The 25,021-nt window shown below is 68.8% G+C and carries 21 protein-coding genes; 17 read left to right on the top strand and 4 right to left on the bottom strand.

Annotation, left to right across the window (positions count from 1 at the left end):
* Positions 1 to 42: 42 nt before the first annotated feature.
* From DIE22_RS02290 to DIE22_RS02260, 7 genes are all read left to right on the top strand, one after another.
* Positions 43 to 834: an alpha/beta fold hydrolase gene (locus DIE22_RS02290; protein ID WP_124499490.1), complete on the top strand. Its 792-nt coding sequence runs from the start codon at positions 43 to 45 to the stop codon at positions 832 to 834.
* A 73-nt stretch (positions 835 to 907) separates the two neighbouring features.
* Complete coding sequence (locus DIE22_RS02285; protein WP_124499420.1) at positions 908 to 2,311, top strand: amidase family protein; 1,404 nt, start codon at positions 908 to 910, stop codon at positions 2,309 to 2,311.
* A gap of 440 nt (positions 2,312 to 2,751) precedes the next feature.
* On the top strand, positions 2,752 to 3,222 hold the full coding sequence (locus DIE22_RS02280; RefSeq protein ID WP_124604344.1) for a rhodanese-like domain-containing protein: 471 nt from the start codon (positions 2,752 to 2,754) through the stop codon (positions 3,220 to 3,222).
* Between the two features lie 28 nt (positions 3,223 to 3,250).
* Positions 3,251 to 4,210: a serine O-acetyltransferase EpsC gene (epsC, locus tag DIE22_RS02275; protein ID WP_124499418.1), complete on the top strand. Its 960-nt coding sequence runs from the start codon at positions 3,251 to 3,253 to the stop codon at positions 4,208 to 4,210.
* Complete coding sequence (locus DIE22_RS02270; RefSeq protein ID WP_044849007.1) at positions 4,207 to 4,428, top strand: helix-turn-helix domain-containing protein; 222 nt, start codon at positions 4,207 to 4,209, stop codon at positions 4,426 to 4,428. The genes epsC and DIE22_RS02270 overlap by 4 nt, the downstream gene beginning before the upstream one ends.
* 135 nt (positions 4,429 to 4,563) lie before the next feature.
* Entirely contained in the window at positions 4,564 to 5,496 is a 933-nt protein-coding gene (locus DIE22_RS02265; RefSeq protein WP_124499417.1) for a family 2A encapsulin nanocompartment shell protein, read from the top strand.
* Positions 5,471 to 7,483: a family 2A encapsulin nanocompartment cargo protein cysteine desulfurase gene (locus DIE22_RS02260; RefSeq protein WP_124604342.1), complete on the top strand. Its 2,013-nt coding sequence runs from the start codon at positions 5,471 to 5,473 to the stop codon at positions 7,481 to 7,483. Before DIE22_RS02265 ends, DIE22_RS02260 begins: the two co-directional genes overlap by 26 nt.
* Before the next feature lie 94 nt (positions 7,484 to 7,577).
* On the opposite strand, the gene DIE22_RS02255 is transcribed toward DIE22_RS02260, so the two are convergent.
* A complete protein-coding gene (locus DIE22_RS02255) occupies positions 7,578 to 8,192 on the bottom strand; it encodes a LysE family translocator (protein WP_124499415.1) in 615 nt (204 codons plus the stop codon).
* A gap of 230 nt (positions 8,193 to 8,422) precedes the next feature.
* On the opposite strand from DIE22_RS02255, the gene DIE22_RS02250 reads away from it, so the two are divergent.
* Positions 8,423 to 9,571, top strand: a complete 1,149-nt coding sequence (locus tag DIE22_RS02250; RefSeq protein ID WP_124499414.1) for a porin — start codon at positions 8,423 to 8,425, stop codon at positions 9,569 to 9,571.
* A 109-nt stretch (positions 9,572 to 9,680) separates the two neighbouring features.
* Here the strand turns inward: DIE22_RS02250 and groL are convergent, their stop codons facing one another.
* Together groL and DIE22_RS02240 are read right to left on the bottom strand one after the other, a co-directional pair.
* The gene (groL, locus tag DIE22_RS02245) at positions 9,681 to 11,321 is read right to left on the bottom strand and encodes a chaperonin GroEL (protein WP_124499413.1); all 1,641 of its coding nucleotides are present in this window, start codon (positions 11,319 to 11,321) and stop codon (positions 9,681 to 9,683) included.
* 12 nt (positions 11,322 to 11,333) lie between these two features.
* Positions 11,334 to 11,624 carry a co-chaperone GroES gene (locus DIE22_RS02240; protein ID WP_034188396.1) on the bottom strand — a complete coding sequence of 97 codons (291 nt, stop codon included), beginning with the start codon at positions 11,622 to 11,624 and terminating at the stop codon, positions 11,334 to 11,336.
* Between the two features lie 137 nt (positions 11,625 to 11,761).
* On the opposite strand from DIE22_RS02240, the gene DIE22_RS38030 reads away from it, so the two are divergent.
* The 6 genes from DIE22_RS38030 (at position 11,762) to DIE22_RS02215 (ending at position 17,266) form a co-directional block, all read left to right on the top strand.
* A complete protein-coding gene (locus tag DIE22_RS38030) occupies positions 11,762 to 11,932 on the top strand; it encodes a hypothetical protein (RefSeq protein WP_185640524.1) in 171 nt (56 codons plus the stop codon).
* A 137-nt stretch (positions 11,933 to 12,069) separates the two neighbouring features.
* Complete coding sequence (locus DIE22_RS02235; RefSeq protein WP_124499412.1) at positions 12,070 to 14,019, top strand: arylsulfatase; 1,950 nt, start codon at positions 12,070 to 12,072, stop codon at positions 14,017 to 14,019.
* Positions 14,020 to 14,029: 10 nt separating this feature from the next.
* A complete protein-coding gene (locus DIE22_RS02230) occupies positions 14,030 to 15,079 on the top strand; it encodes an SUMF1/EgtB/PvdO family nonheme iron enzyme (RefSeq protein WP_124499411.1) in 1,050 nt (349 codons plus the stop codon).
* 5 nt (positions 15,080 to 15,084) lie between these two features.
* Positions 15,085 to 15,885 (top strand): MetQ/NlpA family lipoprotein, encoded by an 801-nt coding sequence (locus DIE22_RS02225; protein ID WP_260426593.1) that lies wholly within the window; start codon positions 15,085 to 15,087, stop codon positions 15,883 to 15,885.
* Positions 15,879 to 16,874 (top strand): YkgJ family cysteine cluster protein, encoded by a 996-nt coding sequence (locus tag DIE22_RS02220; protein WP_124499409.1) that lies wholly within the window; start codon positions 15,879 to 15,881, stop codon positions 16,872 to 16,874. The genes DIE22_RS02225 and DIE22_RS02220 overlap by 7 nt, the downstream gene beginning before the upstream one ends.
* 65 nt (positions 16,875 to 16,939) lie before the next feature.
* The gene (locus tag DIE22_RS02215) at positions 16,940 to 17,266 is read left to right on the top strand and encodes an antibiotic biosynthesis monooxygenase (protein WP_124499408.1); all 327 of its coding nucleotides are present in this window, start codon (positions 16,940 to 16,942) and stop codon (positions 17,264 to 17,266) included.
* Positions 17,267 to 17,327: 61 nt separating this feature from the next.
* On the opposite strand, the gene DIE22_RS02210 is transcribed toward DIE22_RS02215, so the two are convergent.
* The gene (locus DIE22_RS02210) at positions 17,328 to 18,260 is read right to left on the bottom strand and encodes a LysR family transcriptional regulator (protein WP_124499407.1); all 933 of its coding nucleotides are present in this window, start codon (positions 18,258 to 18,260) and stop codon (positions 17,328 to 17,330) included.
* A gap of 205 nt (positions 18,261 to 18,465) precedes the next feature.
* Here DIE22_RS02210 and DIE22_RS02200 point away from each other — a divergent pair, with 205 nt between their 5' ends.
* The 3 genes from DIE22_RS02200 to DIE22_RS02190 all read left to right on the top strand — a co-directional run bounded on the left by DIE22_RS02200 (position 18,466) and on the right by DIE22_RS02190 (position 24,492).
* Complete coding sequence (locus tag DIE22_RS02200; RefSeq protein WP_124499405.1) at positions 18,466 to 19,239, top strand: putative hydro-lyase; 774 nt, start codon at positions 18,466 to 18,468, stop codon at positions 19,237 to 19,239.
* Positions 19,240 to 19,429: 190 nt separating this feature from the next.
* Positions 19,430 to 20,734 carry an MFS transporter gene (locus DIE22_RS02195; protein WP_124499404.1) on the top strand — a complete coding sequence of 435 codons (1,305 nt, stop codon included), beginning with the start codon at positions 19,430 to 19,432 and terminating at the stop codon, positions 20,732 to 20,734.
* A 119-nt stretch (positions 20,735 to 20,853) separates the two neighbouring features.
* Complete coding sequence (locus DIE22_RS02190; RefSeq protein WP_124604340.1) at positions 20,854 to 24,492, top strand: hydantoinase B/oxoprolinase family protein; 3,639 nt, start codon at positions 20,854 to 20,856, stop codon at positions 24,490 to 24,492.
* Positions 24,493 to 25,021: the final 529 nt, after the last annotated feature.

Genomic DNA, 25,021 nt, shown 5'->3' with positions numbered 1-25,021 from the left:
GAAACACCTCACATGAACAACACGATGGAAAGGAGCATGACGATGGTCGGTTTGACGAAACGGGTTCTGGTGTCCGCGGCGGTGCTCGGCGGGCTGTTCGGTGCGGTCGCGGCGCAGGCGGCGCCGAAGGAGGACCTGAAGGGGACGAACGTCGTGCTGGTGCACGGTGCGTTCGCCGACGGGTCGAGCTGGAATCGCGTGATTCCGCTACTCGAGGCGCGCGGCCTGCATGTCGTGTCGGTGCAGAACCCGCTGAGCTCGCTCGCGGACGACGCAGCCGCGACCAAGCGCGCGATCGACGAGCAGAAGGGGCCCGTCGTGCTGGTAGGCCATTCGTGGGCCGGTGTCGTGATCAGCGATGCGGGCAACGACGACAAGGTGAAGTCGCTCGTCTACGTCGCCGCCTTCGCGCCGGACAACGGCCAGTCGATCGCCGACGTCACGCAGGGGCTGCCGGCGCCGGCGTGGGCCGGCGAGCTGCGCAAGGACGCGGGCGGCTTCGCGACGCTGTCGGACAAGGCGATCGCGCAGGATTTCGCGCCGGACCTGCCGCCCGCGCAGCAGCGCGTCGTCGCGGCGACGCAAGGGCCGTGGTACGGTGGCTGCATTTCGGAGAAGGTCACGCAGGCGGCGTGGCATGCGAAGCCGTCGTCGTTCGTCGTCGCGACGCAGGACCGGATGATCGATCCGAAGCTGCAGGAGGCGATGGCGAAGCGGATCGGCGCGACGGTCACGCACGTGAACGGCAGCCACGTCGCGATGCTGAGCCAGCCGAAGGCCGTGGCCGACGCGATCATCGCGGCCGCGGAACGGGCGAAGCAGGATGCGCAGTGAGTGATGCGGCGCCGCGATGCGGGTGACGCGCGGCGCCGTCGGTGATTGTGATGTCCTTTCACGAGGAGATGTCATGACGCAGCAACTCTGGCAACTGTCGGCGACCGAAATCGCGAAGCGGGTGCGGCAACGTGAAGTGTCCGCGCGGGAAGTGGCGGACGCGGCCCTGGCCCGCCTCGAAGCGGTGAACCCGGCGATCAACGCGGTGGTCGAGCATCGCCCCGACGACGTGCGGCGGCAGGCCGACGAAATCGATCGCACGATCGCGCGCGGCGACGATCCGGGCCCGCTCGCCGGCGTGCCCGTGACCGTGAAGATCAACGTCGACGTCGCGGAATTCGCGACGACCAACGGCACGCGGCTGCAGGAACACCTGATCGCGCGCGCCGACAGCCCGTCGGTCTCGAACCTGAGAAAGGCCGGCGCGGTGCTGCTCGGCCGCAGCAATTCGCCGACGTTCGCCTTGCGCTGGTTCACGTCGAATCGCGTGCACGGCCATACGGTCAATCCGCGCCATCGGTCGCTGACGCCGGGCGGCTCGAGCGGCGGCGCGGCGGCTGCCGTGGCCGCCGGGATCGGCCCGATCGCGGTCGGCACCGACATCGGCGGCTCGGTGCGTTACCCGGCCTATGCGTGCGGTGTGCACGGGATCCGCCCGTCGCTCGGACGCGTGCCGGCGTTCAACGCGTCGTCGCCCGAGCGTGCGATCGGCGCGCAACTGATGTCGACGACGGGGCCGATCGCACGCACGATCGACGATCTCGCGCTGGCGCTGCGTGCGCTCGCCGCGCCGGACCCGCGCGATCCGTGGCACGTGCCGGTGCCGATCGAAGGCCGGGCGGTGCCGAAGCGTGCGGCGCTGTGCGTGCGTCCGGGCGGCCTGCAGGTCGTGCCCGAAGTCGAGGCCGCGTTGCGCGATGCCGCGCGCCGGCTCGTCGACGCGGGCTGGACCGTCGATGAAATCGACGATACGCCGCCGATGCGCGAGGCTGCACTGTTGCAGGAGCAGCTCTGGCTTGGCGACGGATTCGACGCATTGGCGAACGCGGTCGCGAGCGACGGCGATCCGGGCGCGGCCGCGGTGATCGCCGCCGTGCGCGGCAAGGTGCGCGATCTGCCGGCCGACGTGATCAGCCGCGCGCTCGTGCGGCGCACGACGCTGACGCGGCAGTGGCGGCTCTTTCTCGATGAATACGCGGTGTTGCTGCTGCCCGTGTCGTCGGAACTGCCGTTTCCTGATGATCTCGATCGGCAGGGACCGGGAGGGTTCGAGCGGGTATGGGAAGCGCAGCTCACGCTGCGTGCGCTGCCGGCGATGGGGTTGCCGGGGCTCGCGGTGACGACGGGGCTCGTCGATAACGTGCCGGTAGGCGTGCAGGTGGTCGCCGCGCATCATCGCGAGGATCTGTGTTTGCTGGCCGGGCGCGATATCGAGGCGCGTGGCGTGCCGATCGCGGCGGTCGATCCTGTCGTTTGATGCGGTGACGGGCGTGGTGTGTCGGCGATGCACCGCGCCCGTCGGTTGTTGTTCATCGAATCGCCGAATCGCCGAATCATCGCTTCATCAAAGCGCGCGTCATCCCGCCCGGCGCACGATTCCGCTTCGGATTCCATCACGACGTGCAGCGCGTCGCGTCCCGCACCGTTGCTGACTTCGCAGCCGCCAATCCTTTCAACAACCTTCGATGCATGACATCGAACGGCCGTCGTTCCACATCCCCCGCACGAACCCGCACCAATAGCGCGCCTCTGCTATTGCAATTCACGCGCCGCTGATTTGGAAATGAATTTTTATTGGTTCTGCTTCCTCGACCGCGCTCGCATAGTGGGGCTGACGGCTATAGACAGCACGCAAGCTGCACCGGCCGCATTCCCGGCGTTGTTGATCATACGAATCTGCGAGAACAAGGAAGCGTGATGACGTTTGCATTGGAAGAACGAACCGACGCCCGGCAGGCGCTCGAGGACGCCCGCGCGGCGGCCGTATCGGCGGGGACGCCCTACGCGGGCGGCGTGGCACCGGAAGCCGCATGGGCATTGGTTTCGGCGGGCGACGCATTGCTGGTCGACGTGCGCACCGCGGAAGAACGGAAATTCGTCGGGCACGTGCCGGCGTCGCTGCACGTGGCGTGGGCGACCGGCACGAGCCTGACGCGCAACCCGCGCTTCGTGCGCGAACTCGAAGCGAAGACCGGCAAGGACGCGGTCGTGCTGCTGCTCTGCCGCAGCGGCAACCGTTCCGCGCAGGCGGCTGAAGCCGCGACCAAGGGTGGCTTCACGCAGGTATTCAACGTACTCGAAGGGTTCGAGGGCGAACTCGACGAACAGCAGCATCGCGGCGGCCGGAACGGCTGGCGCCATCGCGGCCTGCCGTGGGCGCAGGACTGAGTCACGGCCGTTACGGGGAGAAGTCAGCATGGCCGCATTCGATATCGACGACATCGTTCAGTCGCTCCAGACCGTGCGCCGCGCATGGCGCGAGAAACAGCGGCGCTCGCTCGAACCGGGCGGGCGCGACCTGCCGGCGCGCGAGGCGCTCGCACAGATCATCGGCGCGCTGAAAGGCGTGCTGTTCCCGATGCGGCTCGGGCCGCCCGACCTGCGGCAGGAGAGCGAGAACTTCCATGTGGCCCACGCGCTCGACGCGGCGCTGAACGCGCTGCTCGCGCAGGTGACGCTCGAGCTGCGCTACGCGGCGCGGCAACGCAACGCCGACGCGCGGATCGACGAAGCCGCGTCGACCGCCGTGCAGGCGTTCGCCGCACGCCTGCCCGACATTCGCCGGCTGCTCGACAGCGACGTGCTGGCCGCGTTCCATGGTGATCCGGCAGCCGGCAGCGTCGACGAAGTGCTGCTGTGCTATCCCGGCATCCTCGCGATGATCCACCACCGGCTCGCGCACGAGCTGTACCGGCTCGGGTTGCCGCTGCTCGCGCGGATCGTCGCGGAGCAGGCGCACGCGGAAACCGGGATCGACATTCATCCGGGCGCGCGCATCGGCGGCGGCTTCTTCATCGACCATGGCACGGGTGTCGTGATCGGCGAGACCGCGATCATCGGCGAGCGCGTGCGCGTGTACCAGGCCGTCACGCTCGGCGCGAAGCGCTTCCCGCGCGATGCGGCCGGCCATCTGGAGAAGGGGCTCGCACGCCATCCGATCGTCGAGGACGACGTCGTGATCTATGCAGGCGCAACGATCCTCGGCCGCGTGACGATCGGCCGCGGCGCGGTGATCGGCGGCAACGTATGGCTCACGCAGGACGTGCCGGCCGGCGCGAACGTCACGCAGGCCGTGTTGCGCAGCGAAGCGAATGCCGCGCCGAGCACGCGGGTCGAGCCGGCCGAGCCGGTGCCCGACGCACAGGTGGCGACGTGAGCGACCTGATCCAGCACTTCGGCGCCAACGTGCGCAAGCTGCGCGAAGCGCGTACGTGGTCGCAGGAGCAGCTCGCGGAACACGCGGGGTTGAACCGCTCGTACGTCGGCGAGATCGAGCGCGGCGAGGCGATCGCGTCGATCGTCACCGCCGACAAGATCGCGCGCGCGTTCGACGTGTCGATCTCGACGCTGTTGCCCGGCGTGTCCGTCGCCTGACGTATCCCGCTTCTTTTCCCGTTCGGTTGTGCCGCGTGACGGCTATAGCATGTTGAGCCGGCAGGTGCGTGCTTCCGATAATCACCCCGCGTCATAAGCAATCCCGTTTTTCATCTTAAGAATCCGGAGCCACACATGTCGACCGTTGCAAGCGGCACGGCCGCGCTGAGCGATCACGCCGCCCGCCAACTAGCGAATGCTACCAAGACCGTCCCGCAGCTTTCCACGATTACGCCGCGCTGGCTGACCCATCTGCTGCAGTGGGTGCCGGTCGAGGCCGGCATCTATCGCCTGAACCAGGTGAAGAACCCGGAAGCCGTGCGTGCCGCCTGCACGCAGCTCGAGGACGAAAGCGTGCTGCCGCGGACCTTCGTGCCGTACGAGGAACAGCCGCGCGAGTATTTCCTGAACGCGGTGAGCACGGTGCTCGACGTGCATACGCGGATCTCCGATCTCTACAGCAGTCCTCATGACCAGATCAAGGAACAGCTGCGCCTGACGATCGAGACGATCAAGGAGCTGCAGGAAAGCCAGCTGATCAACAACCCGGACTACGGGCTGCTCGCGAACGTGGCCGACGAACAGCGGATCTTTCCGCTGACCGGTGCGCCGACGCCCGACGATCTCGACGAGCTGCTGACCAAGGTGTGGAAGGAGCCGGCGTTCTTCCTCGCGCACCCGCTCGCGATCGCCGCGTTCGGCCGCGAATGCACGCGGCGCGGCGTGCCGCCGCCGACGGTCAGCCTGTTCGGCTCGCAGTTCCTCACGTGGCGCGGCATTCCGCTGATCCCGTCGGACAAGGTGCCCGTCGCGGACGGCAAGACCAAGATCCTGCTGCTGCGCGTCGGCGACAAGCGCCAGGGTGTCGTCGGGCTCTATCAGCCGGGCGTCGCGGGCGAGCAGGGGCCGGGTCTGTCGGTGCGCTTCATGGGGATCAACGACCAGGCGATCGCGTCGTACCTGATCTCGCTGTACTGCTCGCTCGCGGTCCACTCGCCGGATGCGCTGGCTGTCCTCGATGATGTCGAAATCGCCAAGTACCATGACTATCCCGACACCTACCGTTAATCCCGCCTCGACCGGCAGCGACGCGCTCGCGTTGCCGCACGCACCGCTGCCGGCCGGCCTGCCCGATCCGGCGGCGCTTGCGCGGCTCGCGTCCGAGTTCTTCGCGACGCCGCCCGGGCAGGCCACCGCGCCCGGGCTGTCGGCGGGTAGCGGGGCGGTCGGCGGCGTGCCGTCGGCGTTGCCGGCGGCGGCACCGATCCTCGCGTCGGTGAGCAATCCGGCGCCGGCCGGCTCGCCGCTCGCGGGGCCGGGCGGCACGGGCACCGGCGTGCCGGGGCTTGCATTGCCGCAAGGCAAGGCGCCCGGCGCGAACCTCGCGCCGTCCGCGCCGACGCACGTGCTGTCGCTGGGCAACCGCGTGCCGGCGCTTGCGCCGCATGCGGCCGCGCAGAACTGGCTGCCCGACAATGCGGTGTCGATCGCGCCCGCGTTCGAGCCGCGCGTCGGCGGTGCGGCGCTCGGCGTGCCGCAGGCGAATGCGGCGGTGTCGGAGAGCGCGGTGAAGGCCGCGCCGGCCGCGTCGCCGTATTACTTCACCGACGGCTCGCTGCAGGGCTGGCAGGCGACGCCGCAGGACATCGTCGTGCCGTCGAACGGCCTCGCATCGCCGGAAGCGTTCGGGCTGCCGGGCGACGACGCGCTCCGCGAGTTGCTCGCCGTGCATCGCGACGTGCCGGTGTCGCGTGCATCGGGCGCGGACGTGCCGCGTTACTTCATCGACGATGCGAAGGCAGCCGAGCCGCAGGGCACCCTGCATCGCGGCGCGCACCCGCCGTTCGACGTGAATGCGATCCGCCGCGACTTCCCGATCCTGCAGGAGCGCGTGAACGGCAAGCAGCTCGTCTGGTTCGACAACGCGGCGACCACGCACAAGCCGCAGGCCGTGATCGACCGTCTCGCCTATTTCTATGCGCACGAGAACTCCAACATCCACCGCGCCGCGCATGCGCTGGCGGGCCGCGCGACGGATGCGTACGAGCATGCGCGCGACACCGTGCGGCGCTTCATCGGCGCGTCTTCGCCGGAGGAGATCGTGTTCGTGCGCGGCACCACCGAGGCGATCAACCTGATCGCGAAGACGTGGGGCGTGCAGAACGTCGGCGAAGGCGACGAGATCGTCGTGTCGCATCTCGAGCATCACGCGAACATCGTGCCGTGGCAGCAGCTTGCCGCGCTCAAGGGCGCGACGCTGCGCGTGATTCCGGTCGACGATTCGGGGCAGGTGCTGCTCGACGAATACCGGAAGCTGCTCAACGATCGCACGAAGATCGTGTCCGTCACGCAGGTGTCGAATGCGCTCGGCACGGTCGTGCCGGTGAAGGAGATCGTCGAGTTGGCGCATCGCGCGGGCGCGAAGGCGCTCGTCGACGGCGCGCAGTCGATCTCGCACCTGCGCGTCGACGTGCAGGCGCTCGATGCGGATTTCTTCGTGTTCTCCGGGCACAAGATCTACGGGCCGACCGGGATCGGCGTCGTGTACGGCAAGCGCGCGATCCTCGACGACATGCCGCCCTGGCAGGGCGGCGGCAACATGATCGCGGACGTGACGTTCGAGCGCACGGTGTTCCAGCCGCCGCCGAACCGCTTCGAGGCCGGCACCGGCAACATCGCGGATGCGGTGGGGCTGGGCGCGGCGCTCGATTACGTGAGCCGGGTCGGCATCGAGAACATCGCGCGCTACGAACACGATCTGCTCGCGTATGCGACGAGCGTGCTCGCGCCGGTGCCGGGCGTGCGGCTCGTCGGCACCGCGCGCGACAAGGCGAGCGTGCTGTCGTTCGTGCTGAAGGGCTATGAGACGGAGGAAGTCGGGCAGGCGCTGAACGAGGAGGGCATCGCGGTGCGCTCCGGGCATCACTGCGCGCAGCCGATCCTGCGGCGCTTCGGGCTCGAAGCGACGGTGCGGCCGTCGCTGGCGTTCTACAACACGTGCGATGAAGTCGACGCGCTGGTGAGTGTCGTGAGAAGGCTGGCGGCGCGGCGCTGATGCTCGCAGCCTGACGCAAGGCCGCTTGCGGCCCCCGGAAACGGGGTGTCGCAAGCGGCCTTTTTTGTCGATGCCGGAGCGGACGTGATGTGAATCAACGCCCGGCCAGCATCCTTCCGCCGAGCCCCATCAGCAGCAATCCGGCCGTCGTATCGAGCACGGCCTTGCGTCGAATCAGCAACCGGCGCACCGACGGGTGCGACGCGAGCAGCGCCATCGCGCAGTACCACGCGCCCGAAATCCCGATCGACAGCGCGACGACCGTGAGATCGAACCAGGCCGGTGCGTGGGCCGGCACCATCAGCGCGAAGATACTGCCGTAGAACGCGACGGCTTTCGGGTTCGTCATGCTGACCACATAACCTTTCTTCGCGGCGTGCCAGCCGGACGACGCGGCCGGTGCGGCAACGTGCAGCGGCTTGCGCGCGGTCAGCACCATTTTCAGGCCGAGCCAGATCAGGTAGGTGGCGCCCGCCAGCCGCAGCGCGGTGTGCACCCAGGCGACATGGGTCACGAGCAGGCCGAGTCCGGCAATCGCGATCGCGGCCCAGGTGCCCGATGCAGCGGCGAGGCCGAGCCCGGTCATCACGCCGGCGCGGCGCTGCGCGACCGCGGTCGACGTGACGATCACGAAGTTCGGGCCGGGGCTGGCCACGCTGAGCAGCAGGACGCCGGCGAGCGGCAGCAGGGCGGTGAGGGTGGTCGACATGGCGGTGGGCGGCGAAGCGGGAGGGGCTTTCATCTTACCCGAGCGCGACGCGCCGGACGCGGCACGGCCGCGACCGCGACCGCGATTGTTGACGATGCTGGAAAGGTCCAATCCGGAAGCGGCAATAGGTGCCGCGCATATGGCCGATTATTCTCCCGGTCGCAGTACCGGCATCCGCCGGCGAATGCTGTCGGACTGCTTACAAAATCAATCGCTCAGGGAGGCCTTTCATGACACGCATCGCCGTCGCCGGTGGTATCGGCGCCGTTCTCGCCATGGCAGCATCGTCCGCGTGCGCGCAGAGCGCCGTCACGTTGTATGGCCTCGTCGATACGGCGCTCCGTTATCAGACGAACGCCGGTCCCGACGGCAAGGACCTGGTCGGGATGACGGTCGGCCCGGAAACGCACAGCCGCTGGGGCTTGCGCGGCAGCGAGGCGCTCGGCGGCGGGCTGTCGGCGGTCTTCCGTCTCGAGAACGGTTTCGAGCTCGGCGACGGCAAGCTGCACGTCGCGAACACGCTGTTCAGCCGGCAGGCATACGTCGGCCTGTCGAGCGACCGGTACGGCACGCTGACGTTCGGCAATCAGTACGCGCCGCTGTACGACACGATGGGCGACGTATTCGACCCGATGACCGTCGGCGACTACTGGCAGGACAGCTGGGCGTACAACGGCATCGGTAACTACCTGACCGTGCCGAACTCCGTGAAATACAAGTTCTCGTACAACGGATTCAGCGTCGATGCGATCTACGGGTTCGGCAATCATGCCGGCGCGATGGGCCTCGACAGCACGTACGGCGTGGAGCTGACCTACGCGCGAGGGCCCGCATCGATCGACGCCGGCTTCCAGCAGACCTCGGTATCGTCCGTGAACGGCAGTGCGCGCAACGGCGCGAAGGTGAACTTCCTGCACGTGAGCGGTGCGTATCAGGTCACGCCGTCCGTGCGCCTGCTGGCCGGCTGGTTGCACGGGCAGGACAAGACGGGCACGACGGACTTCAACATGCAGCAGGCCGGCGCGCCGGTGCTGGGCGGCGGCAGCCCGAACCGGATCGACGATACGTTCTACGTCGGCGCGAACTGGCAGGCCACCGCGCCGTTGCTGATCACGGTGGCCGGCTATTACGGCCACGCGCGCAACGCGCAGCGGCTCGACGGCACGCTCGGCTCCGGGATCAACTATTCGGCGACCGTACTGGCCGAATACGCGCTGTCGAAGCACACCGAGGTATACGGCACGGTCGATTTCGCACGCGGCAACGGGGCGTTCGCGGCCGACTATCCGGGTGTGACCAACCCGCTCACGGGCAAGGTCGACCAGATCGGCAGGACCAACAACGTCGGGGCCGCGATCGGCCTGCGCCAGATGTTCTGACGGCGGCTCGCGCGCCGACCGCGAACAACAGACGCGTGGCGGCCGCTGCCGCCACGCGTCGTGGGTAAGGCATGCAGCCGCCCGGCTCGGGCGGCCACCTCGACCGGCGTCAGAAATCGAACCCCGGCCCGCCCGCGCCCGGGCCGCCCGGCACCGCGGCCGGCGCCGCATCCTTCGGCGCCTCGAACACGGTCGCATCGGTCGTCAGCAGCAGCCCCGCGACCGACGCCGCGTTCTGCAGCGCGGTGCGCGTAACCTTGGTCGGATCGAGCACGCCCGATTCGACGAGGTCGCCGTATTCGCCCGTTTGCGCGTTGTAGCCGAAGTTGCCCGCACCTTCCGCGACCTTCGCGACGACCACGCTCGCTTCCTCGCCCGCATTCGTGACGATCTGGCGCAGCGGTTCCTCGAGCGCGCGCAGCACGATCTTGATGCCCGCGTGCTGGTCGGCATTCGCGCCCTCGAGTTCGCGAATTGCCTGCCGCACGCGGATCAGCGCGACGCCGCCGCCCGGCACGATGCCTTCCTCGACGGCCGCGCGCGTCGCGTGCAGCGCGTCGTCGACGCGGTCCTTCTTCTCCTTCACCTCGATCTCGGTCGCGCCGCCGACCTTGATCACCGCGACGCCGCCCGCAAGCTTGGCCACGCGCTCCTGCAGCTTCTCACGATCGTAGTCGGAGGTGGCCTCTTCGATCTGCACGCGGATCTGCTTCACGCGCGCCTCGATGTTCTTCGCGTCGCCCGCGCCGTCGATCACGGTCGTGTTTTCCTTGCCGACCTCGATGCGCTTCGCCTGGCCCAGTTCTGCCAGCGTCGCCTTCTCGAGCGTGAGGCCCGTTTCCTCGGCGACGACTTGCCCGCCGGTCAGGATCGCGATGTCTTCCAGCAGTGCCTTGCGGCGATCGCCGAAGCCCGGCGCCTTCACCGCGACCGTCTTCAGGATGCCGCGAATGTTGTTCACGACCAGTGTCGCGAGCGCTTCGCCCTCGACGTCCTCCGCGATGATCAGGAGCGGCCGGCCCGATTTCGCGACCTGTTCGAGCACCGGCAGCAGGTCGCGGATGTTCGAGATCTTCTTGTCGTGCAGCAGGATGTACGGGTTCTCGATCTCGGCGATCTGCTTGTCGGGGTTGTTGATGAAGTACGGCGACAGGTAGCCGCGATCGAACTGCAGCCCTTCGACGACGTCGAGCTCGTCGGCGAGCGACTTGCCGTCCTCGACGGTGATCACGCCTTCCTTGCCGACACGGTCGATCGCCTCGGCGATGCGCTGGCCGATCGACTCCTCGCCGTTCGCGGAGATCGTCGCGACCTGCGCGATTTCCTTGCTGGTGGTGGTCGGCTTGCTGATCTTCTTCAGCTCGTCCACGGCCGCTGCCACGGCCTTGTCGATCCCGCGCTTCAGGTCGAGCGGATTGAGCCCGGCCGCGACGTATTTCTGGCCTTCGCGCACGATCGCCTGAGCGAGCACGGTGGCCGTCGTCGTGCCGTCGCCGGCGGCATCGCTGGTGCGCGATGCGACTTCCTTCACGAGCTGCGCGCCGATGTTCTGCAGCTTGTCCGCGAGTTCGATTTCCTTCGCGACCGACACGCCGTCCTTGGTGACGACGGGCGCGCCGAAGCTGCGTTCGAGCACGACGTTGCGGCCCTTCGGCCCGAGCGTGACCTTTACCGCGTTCGCGAGAATGTTGACGCCTTCGGTCAGCTTCGCACGCGCGACGTCGCTGAAAATGATTTCCTTCGATGCCATGATTGCACTCCGTTATTGATTGACGACCGCGACGATGTCTTCCTCGCGCAGCACGAGGAATTCGTTGCCGTCCACCTTGACGGCCTGGCCTGCGTACTTGCCGAACAGCACGCGTTCGCCGATCTGCAGGTCGGGCACGATGCGCTGGCCGTCCGCGTCCTTGCGGCCGGGGCCGACGGCGATCACTTCGCCCTGGTCGGGCTTTTCGGCGGCGCTGTCGGGGATCACGATGCCCGAGGCGGTGGTGGTTTCCTGGTCGAGTCGCTTCACGATGACCCGGTCGTGCAAGGGGCGTAGGCTCATCTGTCCGTCCTGTTCTGTTGCGTCGAAATTGGTTGGCACTCGTCATTAGAGCGTGCTGACGAGTATAAAAACGGGCGGCTGCGCGATCCAATAACGGATTCGGAAAAGCATTCGCGTGGATGCGCTATGGATGGGCGGTGCAGGCGAGCGTCGTCGCAAAGCCGGAGCGCATGATTTCGACATCGCACGCTCCGCTCGTCGCGATCTCGTTGCTGCTCGCGATGGTGCGATACGGCGGGGTGTTGCGCGTGCCGCCGCTGTTTTTCGCGATTTGGCCGGCTGATCCGTATCGGGTGATGCGCTGTTGAATGATCGCCGCGCGGCGTGCCGGTTGACCGCGCGCGCCGCATATTCCCCCTCCCCGTTAGCATGTGACGAATCCGACTTTGGGCGCCGCGCGGGCGACGCTAAGATCGCCGCTCCCGTAGATCGAGCGTTCACAACAATGAAAAAGTCCGCCGCGCCGTTGCATGCTTTCCGTTTTCGTGTGGTCTGCGCCGCGATCGCCGGCGCGCTGTCGCTTGCGTCGTGCGGCGGCGTCGACAGCGATCCGCCGCCGCAGGCCAATGCGACGCCCGCGGCCAAGCGCCCGAACATCCTGTACATCATGGCCGACGATCTCGGCTATTCCGACATCCATGCATTCGGCGGCGAGATCAACACGCCGAACCTCGACGCGCTCGTCGCGTCGGGCCGCATCCTGTCGAACCACCACACCGGCACCGTATGCGCGATCACGCGCGCGATGCTGATCTCGGGCACCGATCACCATCTGATAGGCGAAGGCACGATGGGCGTGCCGACCGACGAGCGGCGCGGCCTGCCCGGCTACGAGGGCTACCTGAACGATCGCGCGCTGTCGTTCGCGCAACTGCTGAAGGACGCCGGCTATCACACGTACATCGCGGGCAAGTGGCACATCGGCTCGGGGATCGCCGGCAGCACGACGGGCAGCGGACAGACGCCGGACCAGTGGGGCTTCGAGCGCAGCTACGTGCTGCTCGGCGGCGCGGCGACGAACCACTTCGCACACGAGCCGGCCGGCTCGTCGAACTACACGGAAGACGGCAGCTACGTGCAGCCGGGCCAGCCCGGCCAACCGGGCGGCGCGGGCGGCAGTCCGGCCGTGTTCTATTCGACGGACTTCTATACGCAGAAGCTGATCTCGTACATCGATTCGAACAAGCAGGACGGCAAGCCGTTCTTCGCGTACGCGGCGTACACGTCGCCGCACTGGCCGCTGCAGGTGCCGGACCCGTGGCTGCACAAGTACGCGGGCGTGTACGACGCCGGCTACGACGCGATCCGCAACGCGCGGATCGCACGGCAGAAGGCGCTCGGCCTGATTCCCGCCGATTTCAGGCCGTTCGACGGCCTGCCCGAAACGACGTCGGCGTCGCCCGCGACGGCGAACAACGGCACCGCGAACGCGAAGTACATCAGCGCCGTGCATTCGGCGGCCGACGGCTACAGCGACTATGGCACCGGCAAGGTCGACAAGCTGTGGGCGAGCCTGAGCCCGGCCGAGCGCAAGGCACAGGCGCGCTACATGGAGATCTACGCGGGGATGGTCGAGAACCTCGACTACAACATCGGCCTGCTGATCCAGCACCTGAAGGACATCGGCGAATACGACAACACGTTCATCATGTTCCAGTCGGACAACGGCGCGGAAGGCTGGCCGATCGACTCGGGCGCGGACCCGACGGCGACCGACACCGCGAACGGACAGGAGCCGATCTACGCGACGCTCGGCACCGACAACGGCAAGCAGAACGCGCAGCGGCTGCAATACGGGCTGCGCTGGGCCGAAGTGAGCGCGACGCCGTTCCGCCTGACCAAGGGCTATGCAGCCGAAGGCGGCGTGTCGACGCCGACGATCGTGCGCCTGGCCGGCCAGACGCGACAGTTGCCGACGCTGCGCGCGTTCACGCACGTGACCGACAACACGGCGACGTTCCTCGCGGTCGCGGGCGTCACGCCGCCGTCGCAGCCGGCACCGCCGCTCGTGAACACGCTGACGGGCGTCGACCAGAACAAGGGCAAGGTCGTCTACAACAACCGCTACGTGTATCCGGTGACGGGCCAGTCGCTGCTGCCGGTGCTGACCGGTTCGGCGACGGGCGAGGTGCATACGGCGCCGTTCGGCGACGAAGCGTATGGCCGCGCGTACCTGCGCAGCGCCGACGGTCGCTGGAAGGCGTTGTGGACCGAGCCGCCGCTCGGGCCGCTCGACGGTCACTGGCAGCTGTACGACCTCGCGGCGGACCGCGGCGAGACGACCGACGTGTCCGCCCGGAACCCGTCGGTGATCAGCACGCTGGTCGACCAGTGGAAGGCCTACATGAGCAACGTCGGCGGCGTCGAGCCGCTGCGTCCGCGCGGCTACTACTGAGGACGGCACGATGCGGTTCCGCTTCTGGACGCTCGGCGCCGCGCTCGCGGCCACGCTGTTCGCGGCCGCGTTCGCGGCCGGCTATGCGAGCCCGTCGACGTCGCCGGCCGGTGCCTTCGACGACGCGAATCGCGGCCGCCCGCTCGCGCCGCTCGGCTCGGAGCGGCAGTGCGAGCGCTATTCGGGGCTGCCCGCGAAGTGGCGTGACGATCCGAAGGCCGGGATGGTGCACCTGAGCGGCGGCGCGTTCGTGTTCGGCAGCACGCGCGGCTACGCGGACGAGCGGCCGGCCGGCGGCGGCAGGGCGCGCGTCGGCGGGTTCTGGATCGATCAGACCGACGTGACGATCGCGCAGTTCGCCGCATTCGTGCAGGCGACCGGCTATGTGACCGAGGCGGAGCAGCAGGGCGGCGCGGCCGTGTTTCATGTGCCGACGCGCGACGAGTTGAATGCGCGCGACCTCGCGTGGTGGAGCTGGGTGAAGGGCGCATCGTGGCGGCAGCCGCGCGGCCCCGGCAGTAGCGTCGACGGGCTCGGCAACCTGCCGGTCACGCTCGTCACGCAGCGCGACGCGCTCGCGTATGCGCGCTGGCTCGGCCGCGATCTGCCGACCGAAGCCGAATGGGAATACGCGGGCAAGGCCGGCCGCGACGACGCGTCGCTCGACGCGGCGCCGCGCGACGCACGGGGCAAGCCGGCCGCGAACTACTGGCAGGGCGCGTTCCCGGTGCTCGATACGGCCGAGGACGGTCATGCGGGCCTGGCGCCGGTCGGCTGCTACGCGGCGAACGGCTTCCGCCTGTACGACATGATCGGCAACGCATGGGAATGGACGAAGGACGCGTACACGGGCCCGCATCAGTCGCACACGAACGGCGACACGGCGGCCGTCGCACCGCCGACGCGCCGGCACGATACGCCGATGGTGATCAAGGGCGGCTCGTTCCTGTGCTCGCGCGATTACTGCGTGCGTTACCGCGCATCGTCGCGCGAACAGCAGGAAGCCGACCTCGGCGCGTCGCATATCGGGTTCCGCACGATCCTGAGGGACGCGTCTTGAAGCCGTTGCTACCTTGCATTGCCGCGGCGCTGATCGTTGCGTGCGGCCTCGCGCATCCGGCTCGGGCCGTTGCCGCCGACGCCGCCGCGCCGGCGATACGCGTCGGCGTGACGCGCGGCGTGCATGCGGACATCCTCGACGAGGTGAAACGTGTCGCCGCCGCGCGCGGGCTGGGTGTCGACGTCGTCGAATTCGACGATGCGTCGCGCATCGATACCGCGCTCGTGGACGGCAGGATCGACGCGGCGAGCTTCGAGGACGCGCAGCGACTTGCCGCGACGCGCGCGGCGAAAGGTTATGCACTGGCCGCCGTCGCGCCGACCGTCACGCTGCCGATGGCGCTCTATTCGCGCAAGCTCGGGAGCCTGAACGCACTGCAGCCCGGCGCGACGGTCGCGATCCCGGCCGATCCGCGCGGGATGGCACGCGCGCTCGTGCTGCTGCAGAACGACACGCTGGTGACGCTGCGCGAAAAGGCCGGCCTGCATGCGACGCTGCGCGACGTGACGGGCAACCGGCTCGGGCTGAAATTCGTCGCGCTGCGCCGCGATCGGTTGCATGCGGCGCTCGACTCGGCGGCGTTCGTCGCGATCGACAGCGAGGACGCCGCGCGCGCGGGGCTTCAGCCGGCGCGCGACAGCATCAATCTCGAGGACGCGCGCTCGCCGTATGCGAACGTGTTGACCGTGCGCGACGCCGATCGCGCGAAGCCGTGGGTCGCGCGCCTCGTCGCCGCGTATCACTCGGACGACGTCGCGCATTTCATCCTGACGCGCTACCAGGACTCGGTGCGGCGGCCGTGGTAGACGACTACCGCCTCGCGTGCAATGCGTGCGGACGCTGCTGCAACAGCGCGCCGACGCTGTCGTTGCGCGAACTGTTCCGGCATCGACATACCTTCGTCGGCGCGCTGACGATCCATCGCGTGCCGAAGCGGCGGATCGGCGAACGATCGCGCACGGGCGGACGCGAGCATGTGTTCGACGCCGCCGACGTCGCCGCCTCCGATGCGCTCGCGAACACGCTGTTCCATCGCGCGAGCGGCACTGGCGACGAATGGATCGCACTGACGCTGCACGGCTACGACTATCCGTCGCTCGGCCGTTGCCCCGCGCTGGCCGGCGACGGACGCTGCAGCGTGCATGCGGACAAGCCGTCGATCTGCGGCGCGGTGCCGCTCGATCCGATGCTGCCGGACCGGTTGCAGTCCCGTGTGCTGGCCGGGCGGCGCGACGAGACAGCGTGGCTGGGTGCGAACTGCATCGTCGATGCGGGAGACGAAACGGTCTCGGTCGATGCATCGTTGACGATCCCGCTGATGAAGGCCGGACAGGTCGCGGACCGCGCGGCGCTCGACGCGTTTCGCGATGCGCTCGCGTTCGAGCGCGCGGTGTGGCGCGACGCCGTGTTCGCGTCGCTGATCGACGGTGGACCGCAAGTGCGCGAGGTGTTGTCGCGGCTTGCACCCGGCGGCTACCTGACGATGTCGATCGTGCCGGTGCTGCTGGCCGTCGCATCGGTCTCCGCGCATTGCCGCGCACGGTGCATCGACTTCATCGACGCGCAGCGCGCGTTGATCGATGCGCGCGTCGAAGCGGCGCTCGCGCGCCGGCGTCTCGACGACCGGCCGGCGACGCGCGAATTGCGCGGCTTCGCAGAGGCACTCGAACGTGCGCGGCACGTACTCGCCGCGATGCCGACCGCAACGGCAGCTGCGGCGGGCACCCGCTCCGATGCACCGCGCATCGACGCATGGCTCGGCGATCGGCACGATGCCATCAATCTCACCGCATGACGCCGGCGGCCCGCCACGCGTGCCTTACACTTGGCGCTCTTTCAACCGTCTCCGATGGAGCGCGCATGTACGCATCGACCTTCATTTTCCGCGCCGGGCAATACGACGACGCGTTTCACCGGCTCGACCGCCAGATCGCGGGCATGGCGCGCGCGACGCCCGGCTACCTCGGTGAGGAGACGTGGGAGAACGCCGAGGCGGGGCTGATCCAGAACGTCTACTACTGGGAATCGGAGGCGGCGCTGCAACAGCTGATGCAGCATCCCGCGCATCTGGAAGCGAAGGAGAAGCAGGCGCGCTGGCTCGACGGTTATCGCGTGGTGATCTCGCAGGTGCTGCGCGAGTATGGCGACGGCAAGCTCGCGCAGCCGCATGCGGGGCAGCCGGCGTAAGCCGATTGCCGAAAGGGCGCTTCAGGCGCCGTGCGTGAGCCGCTCAGCATCCCGCACCGCATCAAAGCGCCTCGACCAGCAACCGGTTGCTCTTCTCGCAGTACTCATGACACGCGGCACGCGCCGCAATCGACGCGCCGTGCACGAACTTCGGCGCGTCCGCCCGCCGCGACATCGACACGACGATCGACGGCGGCGACGGCTGCAGCGGCAGCTCGACGACCTCGCCGCTCGCGATCAGCGCATCGACGAACAGCACCGGAATCGCGGCGACGCCGAAGCCGTCGCGCACGAGCTGCACGATCACCGAGATCGACGGCGAGCCGGTGATGCGCGTCTCGGACAGCGGCACGCCGTGTGCATGCGCGAGCGTGCGCACGATGTCCTCGAGCGCGCGGTGCGGCGCGGTGCCTCGCCCGTAGGTCAGGATCGGCTGGCGCAGCACCTGCCGCGCGAGGCCCGTGCGCGTGGTCGGCAGCAGCCCCGCACGCGCGATCCAGCGCACCGGATAGTTCGCGAGCGCATCACAGACGACCGACGCCTCGTCGCTGCCTTCCACCCGAATGATCAGGTCGAGCTCGCCGGCCATCAGCCGGCGCTGCAGCACGACGCTGACGTCGACGGTCAGGTCGATCTCCAGTTGCGGATAGTCGGCGGCGAGGCGGCGCAGGTAATGCGGCAGCCAGCTGTGCACGACCGTCTCGATCACGCCGAGCCGCAGCTTGCCGCGCAGCGCGCTTTCGCCGGCCGCGGCGGCCTGCAGCTCGTGCGTCGCCTCGACGACGGCCTTCGCATAGCCGAGCAGGTACTCGCCGTTCGGCGTGAGCCGGAACTCGCGGCTGTCGCGATCGACGAGCACGGTCTGCAATTCGTCCTCGAGCGCCTTCAGGCGCTGCGAGATCGCGGCCGGTGTCGCGTGCAGCGCGGCGGCCGTCGTGCGGAAGTTGCGCAGCTTCGCGAGCGTGACGAAGGTTTCGAGAAAACGCGTGTTCATGGGCGGCGGGCGGACGGTGGACGCGCAGCATGCCGGTGAAGAAAATTGAACGGGACCGGGGAAAACCCGAAGATCCGTTAAGAAATTCTATACGCCGGACGCAAAAAAACTCGTTGGCGACAACATTTTTTCTTTTCTATTCTTCGCCGTATCCGCTGACGCAATCGCGTCATCCCGACGACATACCGATCTGCCAACGACCACCATGACGCCTTCCGAATTCCGCCAGTCCGTACGCAACGGCGCGTTCCGCAGCCCGACCGCCGGCCAGTGCGGCCCGTTCGCGCAAGCGAATCTCGCGATCCTGCCGAGCGCGTTCGCGCACGATTTCCTGCGCTTCTGCCAGGCGAACCCGAAGGCGTGCCCGCTGCTGGGCGTCGGCGAACCGGGCGCGTTCCGGCTCGACGTGCTCGGCGAGGATCTCGACATCCGCACCGACGTGCCGAGCTACAACGTGTATCGCGACGGGCGCCTGACCGAGCGGGTCGAATCGCTCGAGGCGCTGTGGCGCGACGATTTCGTCGTGTTCGCGATCGGCTGCTCGTTCTCGTTCGAGGACATGCTGGCGCGTGAAGGGATCGGGCTGCGCCACATCGAGGAGGGTCGCAACGTGCCGATGTACCGCACGTCGATCCCGAATCGCCGCGCGGGGATCTTCGGCGGCCAGCTGGTCGTGTCGATGCGGCCGCTGCGCGGCGCCGACGCGATCCGCGCGGTGCAGATCACGAGCCGGTTCCCGGGCGTGCACGGCGCGCCGGTCCATATCGGCCATCCGCGGGAGCTGGGCATCGCCGATCTCGGCGCGCCCGATTTCGGCGACGCGGTGACCGTGCGCGACGGCGAGCTGCCGGTGTTCTGGGCGTGCGGCGTGACGCCGCAAACCGCGCTGATGGAAGCGAAGCTGCCGCTCGCGATCGCGCATACGCCCGGCTACATGCTGATGACCGACATCACGAACGCGTCGCTGGCCGTGTTCTGACCCGCTCGACGCCGGCGGCCCGCGCGGCCGCCGGTCCGGCTCCGTCGCGGCGGCGTGCCGCGACCGCAGACGATCCGCCCGGCCGGAGGGCGGCGTGCAGCCACGGCCTGGCGATCGCGACGCACGCACGATACGCACCGCACGTACGACGAACACGGTTTTGACCGCACCTTTCGACAGGAGCTTCATCATGGAAAGCAAGACCCTCGCGGCGCCCGCCGCCGATCCCGCGGGCCCCGCACGCAACGGCCTGTTCGGATGGTATGCGGACGCGCAGCCGCGCGAACGCCGCGCGTTCTGGAGCTGCAAGGTCGGCTACATGCTCGACGGGATGGACACGCAGATGCTGTCTTTCGTGATCCCGACGCTCGTCGCGACCTGGGGCATCTCGCTCGCGGACGCCGGCTTCATCGGCACGATGACGCTGCTCGCGTCGGCGCTCGGCGGCTGGATCGCGGGCATCCTGTCCGACCGGATCGGCCGCGTGCGCACGCTGCAGCTGACCGTGCTGTGGTTCGCCGTCTTCACCGCATTGTGCGGGCTCGCGCAGAACTACCACCAGCTGCTCGCGGCGCGCGCGCTGATGGGCTTCGGCTTCGGCGGCGAATGGACGGCCGGCGCGGTGCTGATCGGCGAGGTGATCCGCGCGCGCGACCGCGGCAAGGCGGTCGGCCTCGTGCAGTCGGGCTGGGCGATCGGCTGGGGGCTGTCGGCGCTGCTGTATGCGCTGCTGTTCTCCGTGCTGCCGGCCGAACAGGCGTGGCGCGCGCTGTTCCTCGTCGGCCTCGCGCCGGCGCTGCTGGTGGTCGTGATCCGCCGCTACGTGAAGGAACCGGACGTCTACGAGAAGGAGAAGGCCACGCAGGCCAAGGTGGCCGACGCGCCGCGCCTCACCGAAATCTTCGCGCCGAAGCTGCTGTCGACGACGCTGCGCGCGGCGCTGCTGACCACCGGCGCACAGGGCGGCTACTACGCGATCACGACCTGGCTGCCGACGTTCCTGAAGACCGAGCGGCACCTGACCGTGATGGGCACCGGCGGCTATCTCGCGACCATCATCATCGGCTCGTGGGTCGGCTACCTGACGAGCGCATACCTGACCGACCGCCTCGGCCGCAAGCCGAACTTCATCCTGTTCGCACTCGGCTCGATGGTGATCGCGTTCGCCTATACGTCGCCGGCGCTGCACCTCACCAACGCATCGATGCTGTGGCTCGGCTTCCCGCTCGGCTTCTTCGCGTCGGGCATCTTCTCCGGGATGGGCGCGTTCCTCACCGAGCTGTTCCCGACGCGGGTGCGCGGCTCGGGGCAGGGCTTCTGCTACAACGTGGGCCGTGCGGTCGGCGCCCTGTTCCCGTTCCTGATCGGCGCGCTGTCCAAGCAATACGGGCTCGGCGCGAGCATCGGAATCTTCGCGGTCGCCGCCTACGGCGTGATGATCGTCGCCGCGCTGACGTTGCCTGAAACCCGCGGCCGCGAACTCGACGCCGCGTAAGCGGGCGCCTGCCCGCCACCTTTTTCTCTCCCTGTTCACCGAAGCCCTCACGCGGCGCGCGATGCGCGCCGTGCGGCGGCGCTCGTCTTCAGATTCAACGACGCATCGAGTTCATCGCCATGACTGACCGACACACTCTCCCCGTTTCCTCCGACGCCGCGCGCTGGCAATTCTGGATCGACCGCGGCGGCACCTTCACCGACATCGTCGCGCGCCGGCCCGACGGCTCGCTCGTCACGCACAAGCTGTTGTCGGAGAATCCCGAGCAGTATCGCGACGCGGCCGTGGCCGGGATCCGTCACCTGCTCGGCCTGGCCGACGGCGAGCCGATCACGCCCGAACGCGTCGACATGGTGAAGATGGGCACGACGGTCGCGACCAACGCGCTGCTCGAACGCAAGGGCGAACGCACCGCGCTCGCGACCACTCGCGGGTTTCGCGACGTGCTGCGCATCGCGTACCAGAATCGTCCGCGCCTGTTCGATCTCGACATCGTGCTGCCCGATGCGCTGTACGAGACCGTCGTCGAGGTCGACGAGCGGATCGGCGCGCACGGCGACGTCGTCGTGCCGCTCGACCTGCAACGCGCGGAAGCGGCGCTGCGCCGCGTGTTCGACTCGGGCGTGCAGGCGTTGGCCGTCGTGCTGATCCACGGCTATCGCTACACCGCGCACGAGCGTGCGCTGGCGGACCTCGCGCGCCGCATCGGCTTCACGCAGGTGTCGGTGTCGCACGAGGTGTCGCCGCTGATGAAGATGGTGTCGCGCGGCGACACGACCGTGGTCGACGCCTACCTGTCGCCGATCCTGCGCCGCTACGTCGAGCAGGTCGCGCACGAGATGCCGGGCGTGAACCTGCAGTTCATGCAGAGCAGCGGCGGCCTGACGCGCGCCGATGCGTTCCAGGGCAAGGACGCGATCCTGTCCGGCCCGGCCGGCGGCATCGTCGGGATGGTGCGCGCCGCGCGGGCGGCCGGCTTCGAGCGCGTGATCGGCTTCGACATGGGCGGCACGTCGACCGACGTGTCGCACTACCACGGCGAATTCGAGCGCGTGTTCGAGACGCAGGTGGCCGGCGTGCGGATGCGCGCGCCGATGATGAGCATCCACACGGTCGCGGCCGGCGGCGGCTCGGTGCTCGGCTTCGACGGCGCGCGGCTGCGCGTCGGGCCCGAGTCGGCCGGCGCGAACCCGGGGCCGGCCGCGTACCGGCGCGGCGGCCCGCTGACGGTGACCGACTGCAACGTGATGCTCGGCAAGATCCAGCCCGACCATTTTCCGCGCGTGTTCGGCCCGCACGCGGACGAACCGCTCGACCGCGACGGCGTGGCCGCGAAATTCGCGGCGCTCGCCGACGAGATCCACGCGGCGACCGGGCGGCGCGACACGCCCGAGGCGCTGGCCGAAGGGTTCCTGGAGATCGCGATCGGCAGCATGGCGAACGCGATCAAGAAGATCTCGGTGCAGCGCGGCCACGACGTGTCGCGCTACGTGCTGACGACCTTCGGCGGCGCGGGCGGCCAGCACGCGTGCGGCGTGGCCGACGCGCTCGGGATGACGCAGGTGTTCGCGCATCCGCTCGCCGGCGTGCTGTCCGCCTACGGGATGGGCCTGGCCGACCAGACTGCGATGCGCGAGCGCGCGGTGGAAGCCGTGCTGTCCGACGCGTCGCTGCCCGCGCTGAACGCGGCGCTCGACCGGCTGACCGACGACGCGGTCGGCGCACTGCTCGAACAGGGCGTGCCGCCGGAACGCATCGCGACCGAGCGGCGGGTGCACCTGCGCTACCAGGGCACCGATTCCGCGCTCGACGTGCCGGCCGGCAGCGTCGCCGCGATGCAGCAGGCGTTCGAGGCCGCATACCGGCAGCGTTACGCGTTCCTGATGCCCGGCACGCCGCTGGTCGCCGAACTGGCGTCGGTCGAGGCGATCGGCCGGTCCGATGCGCCGGTCGAGGTCGCACCGCTCGCGCCGCGCGACGATGATGCGGCGCCGCAAGCGCACAGCGCCGTGCGTTTCCATTCCGGCGGCCAGTGGCACGACGCCGCGCTGTACGTGCGCGACACGCTGCTCGCCGGCGACACGATCGACGGCCCGGCGATCGTCGCGGAGAAGAACGGCACGACCGTCGTCGAACCCGGCTGGCGCGCGCGGATGACCGCGCAGGGCAACCTCGTGCTGACGCGCACGACGCCGCTGCCGACCCGCCGCTCGCTCGGCACCGACGCCGATCCGGTGCGGCTCGAGATCTTCAACAACCTGTTCATGTCGATCGCCGAGCAGATGGGGCTGCGGCTGCAGAACACCGCGTACTCGGTGAACATCAAGGAGCGGCTCGACTTCTCGTGCGCGATCTTCGACGGCGACGGCAACCTGATCGCGAACGCGCCGCACATGCCCGTGCACCTCGGCTCGATGGGCGAGAGCATCCGCACGGTGATCGAGCGCAACCGCGGGCGCATGCGCGACGGCGACGTGTTCATGCTGAACGACCCGTATCACGGCGGCACGCATTTGCCGGATGTCACCGTCATCACGCCGGTGTTCGCGGACGGCTCGGACACGCCGCTGTTCTACGTCGGCTCGCGCGGCCACCATGCGGACATCGGCGGCACGACGCCGGGCTCGATGCCGCCCGATTCGACGCACATCGACGAGGAGGGCGTGCTGATCGACAACTGGCAGCTCGTGTCGGCCGGCGTGCTGCGCGATGCGGACACGCGCGCGCTGCTCGCGTCGGGCCGCTATCCGGCGCGCAACGTCGAGCAGAACATGGCCGACCTGCGCGCGCAGATCGCCGCGAACCAGAAGGGCGTCGACGAGCTGCGGCGCATGGTCGGGCAGTTCGGCCGCGACGTCGTGCTCGCGTTCATGGGGCACGTGCAGGACAACGCGGAAGAGGCGGTGCGGCGCGTGATCGGCGCGCTGCAGGACGGCGCGTACCGCTATCCGCTCGACAACGGCGCCGAGATTCGCGTCGCGATTCGCGTGGATCGCGCGGCGCGCCGTGCGGAGATCGACTTCACCGGCACGTCGGCGCAGCTCGACAACAACTTCAATGCGCCGAAGGCCGTCTGCATGGCCGCGGTGTTGTACGTGTTCCGTACGCTGGTCGGCGCCGACATCCCGCTGAACGCCGGCTGCCTCAAGCCGCTCACGGTGATCGTGCCCGCGCGCTCGATGCTGAACCCCGAGTATCCGGCGGCGGTCGTGTCGGGCAACGTCGAGACGTCGTCGGCGATCACCAATGCGCTGTACGGTGCGCTCGGCTGCGTCGCGTCGAGCCAGGGAACGATGAATAACTTCACATTCGGCAACGAGAGGGTCCAGTACTACGAGACCATCGCCGGCGGCAGCGGCGCGGGCGACGGTTTCGCGGGCGTCGGCGCAGTGCAGACGCACATGACGAACTCGCGGCTGACCGACCCGGAGGTGCTCGAATGGCGCTACCCGGTGCGGCTCGACTCGCACCGGCTGCGCGCGGGTTCCGGCGGTGGCGGGCGCTGGCGCGGCGGCGACGGCGCGGTGCGGCGGATCCGCTTCCTCGAGCCGATGACCGCGTCGATCCTGTCGAACAACCGGATCCATGCGCCGTTCGGCGCGGCGGGCGGCGAAGCCGGCGCGCTCGGCCGCAACACCATCGAGCGCGCGGACGGCACGGTCGAGACGCTCGACCATATCGGCCGCGCGCAGATGGCGCCGGGCGACGTGTTCGTCGTCGAGACGCCGGGCGGCGGCGGTTACGGCGCGGCCGGCTGAGCGGCGCCGCGCAACGCGCGAGCAACCGGTGCGGCGGCGTGCATGCCGGACGGTTTTCGCGCGTCGCGGCGGGGCGATCGCACCGGTTCCATTCATGGCACCGCCATGCCGGTGCAATCCCGCGATATATCCGCCCGCATCGATCGACGCGATATTGCAACGCATACGGGAATAAAGACGCGCATTCCCGCAGGAACGGAAATGGAAATTCCCATTCCGCGTGTCGTCCACTGTGATCGGACCCCGGCAAAATGGCACGGGGGCGGATCGATTCCGGGATCGGGCAATTCGCCGCAAACGCCCGCCCGGCGGGGCGCTCCGCCGATCGGTGCGACCCGCTCCGGCACCCGTGCGCACATCGGCGCGCACGCCGCCATCACAAAAACGCCCCCGTGCCAATCGAGTTGCGATTCCTTGACACCCCGTTCCAAATGTGAGTGCCAATCTTCATCGTCATTTGATAAGATGGGTTCCATCATTCGTTTGGAAAATCTGCGCGCGAGAGGCGCGAACGCCGGGTCGCATTAGT

This window comes from Burkholderia sp. Bp9142 (assembly GCF_003853415.1).
GTDB lineage: Bacteria > Pseudomonadota > Gammaproteobacteria > Burkholderiales > Burkholderiaceae > Burkholderia.
This window is presented reverse-complemented; position numbering and strand designations above follow the sequence as displayed.

Coding starts and splice junctions, on each gene's coding strand:
- DIE22_RS02290 (WP_124499490.1), top strand. CDS start 43: ATGGTCGGTTTGACGAAACGGGTTCTGGTGTCCGCGGCGGTGCTCGGC.
- DIE22_RS02285 (WP_124499420.1), top strand. CDS start 908: ATGACGCAGCAACTCTGGCAACTGTCGGCGACCGAAATCGCGAAGCGG.
- DIE22_RS02280 (WP_124604344.1), top strand. CDS start 2,752: ATGACGTTTGCATTGGAAGAACGAACCGACGCCCGGCAGGCGCTCGAG.
- epsC (WP_124499418.1), top strand. CDS start 3,251: ATGGCCGCATTCGATATCGACGACATCGTTCAGTCGCTCCAGACCGTG.
- DIE22_RS02265 (WP_124499417.1), top strand. CDS start 4,564: ATGTCGACCGTTGCAAGCGGCACGGCCGCGCTGAGCGATCACGCCGCC.
- DIE22_RS02260 (WP_124604342.1), top strand. CDS start 5,471: ATGACTATCCCGACACCTACCGTTAATCCCGCCTCGACCGGCAGCGAC.
- DIE22_RS02255 (WP_124499415.1), bottom strand. CDS start 8,192: ATGTCGACCACCCTCACCGCCCTGCTGCCGCTCGCCGGCGTCCTGCTG.
- DIE22_RS02250 (WP_124499414.1), top strand. CDS start 8,423: ATGACACGCATCGCCGTCGCCGGTGGTATCGGCGCCGTTCTCGCCATG.
- groL (WP_124499413.1), bottom strand. CDS start 11,321: ATGGCATCGAAGGAAATCATTTTCAGCGACGTCGCGCGTGCGAAGCTG.
- DIE22_RS02240 (WP_034188396.1), bottom strand. CDS start 11,624: ATGAGCCTACGCCCCTTGCACGACCGGGTCATCGTGAAGCGACTCGAC.
- DIE22_RS02235 (WP_124499412.1), top strand. CDS start 12,070: ATGAAAAAGTCCGCCGCGCCGTTGCATGCTTTCCGTTTTCGTGTGGTC.
- DIE22_RS02230 (WP_124499411.1), top strand. CDS start 14,030: ATGCGGTTCCGCTTCTGGACGCTCGGCGCCGCGCTCGCGGCCACGCTG.
- DIE22_RS02215 (WP_124499408.1), top strand. CDS start 16,940: ATGTACGCATCGACCTTCATTTTCCGCGCCGGGCAATACGACGACGCG.
- DIE22_RS02210 (WP_124499407.1), bottom strand. CDS start 18,260: ATGAACACGCGTTTTCTCGAAACCTTCGTCACGCTCGCGAAGCTGCGC.
- DIE22_RS02200 (WP_124499405.1), top strand. CDS start 18,466: ATGACGCCTTCCGAATTCCGCCAGTCCGTACGCAACGGCGCGTTCCGC.
- DIE22_RS02195 (WP_124499404.1), top strand. CDS start 19,430: ATGGAAAGCAAGACCCTCGCGGCGCCCGCCGCCGATCCCGCGGGCCCC.
- DIE22_RS02190 (WP_124604340.1), top strand. CDS start 20,854: ATGACTGACCGACACACTCTCCCCGTTTCCTCCGACGCCGCGCGCTGG.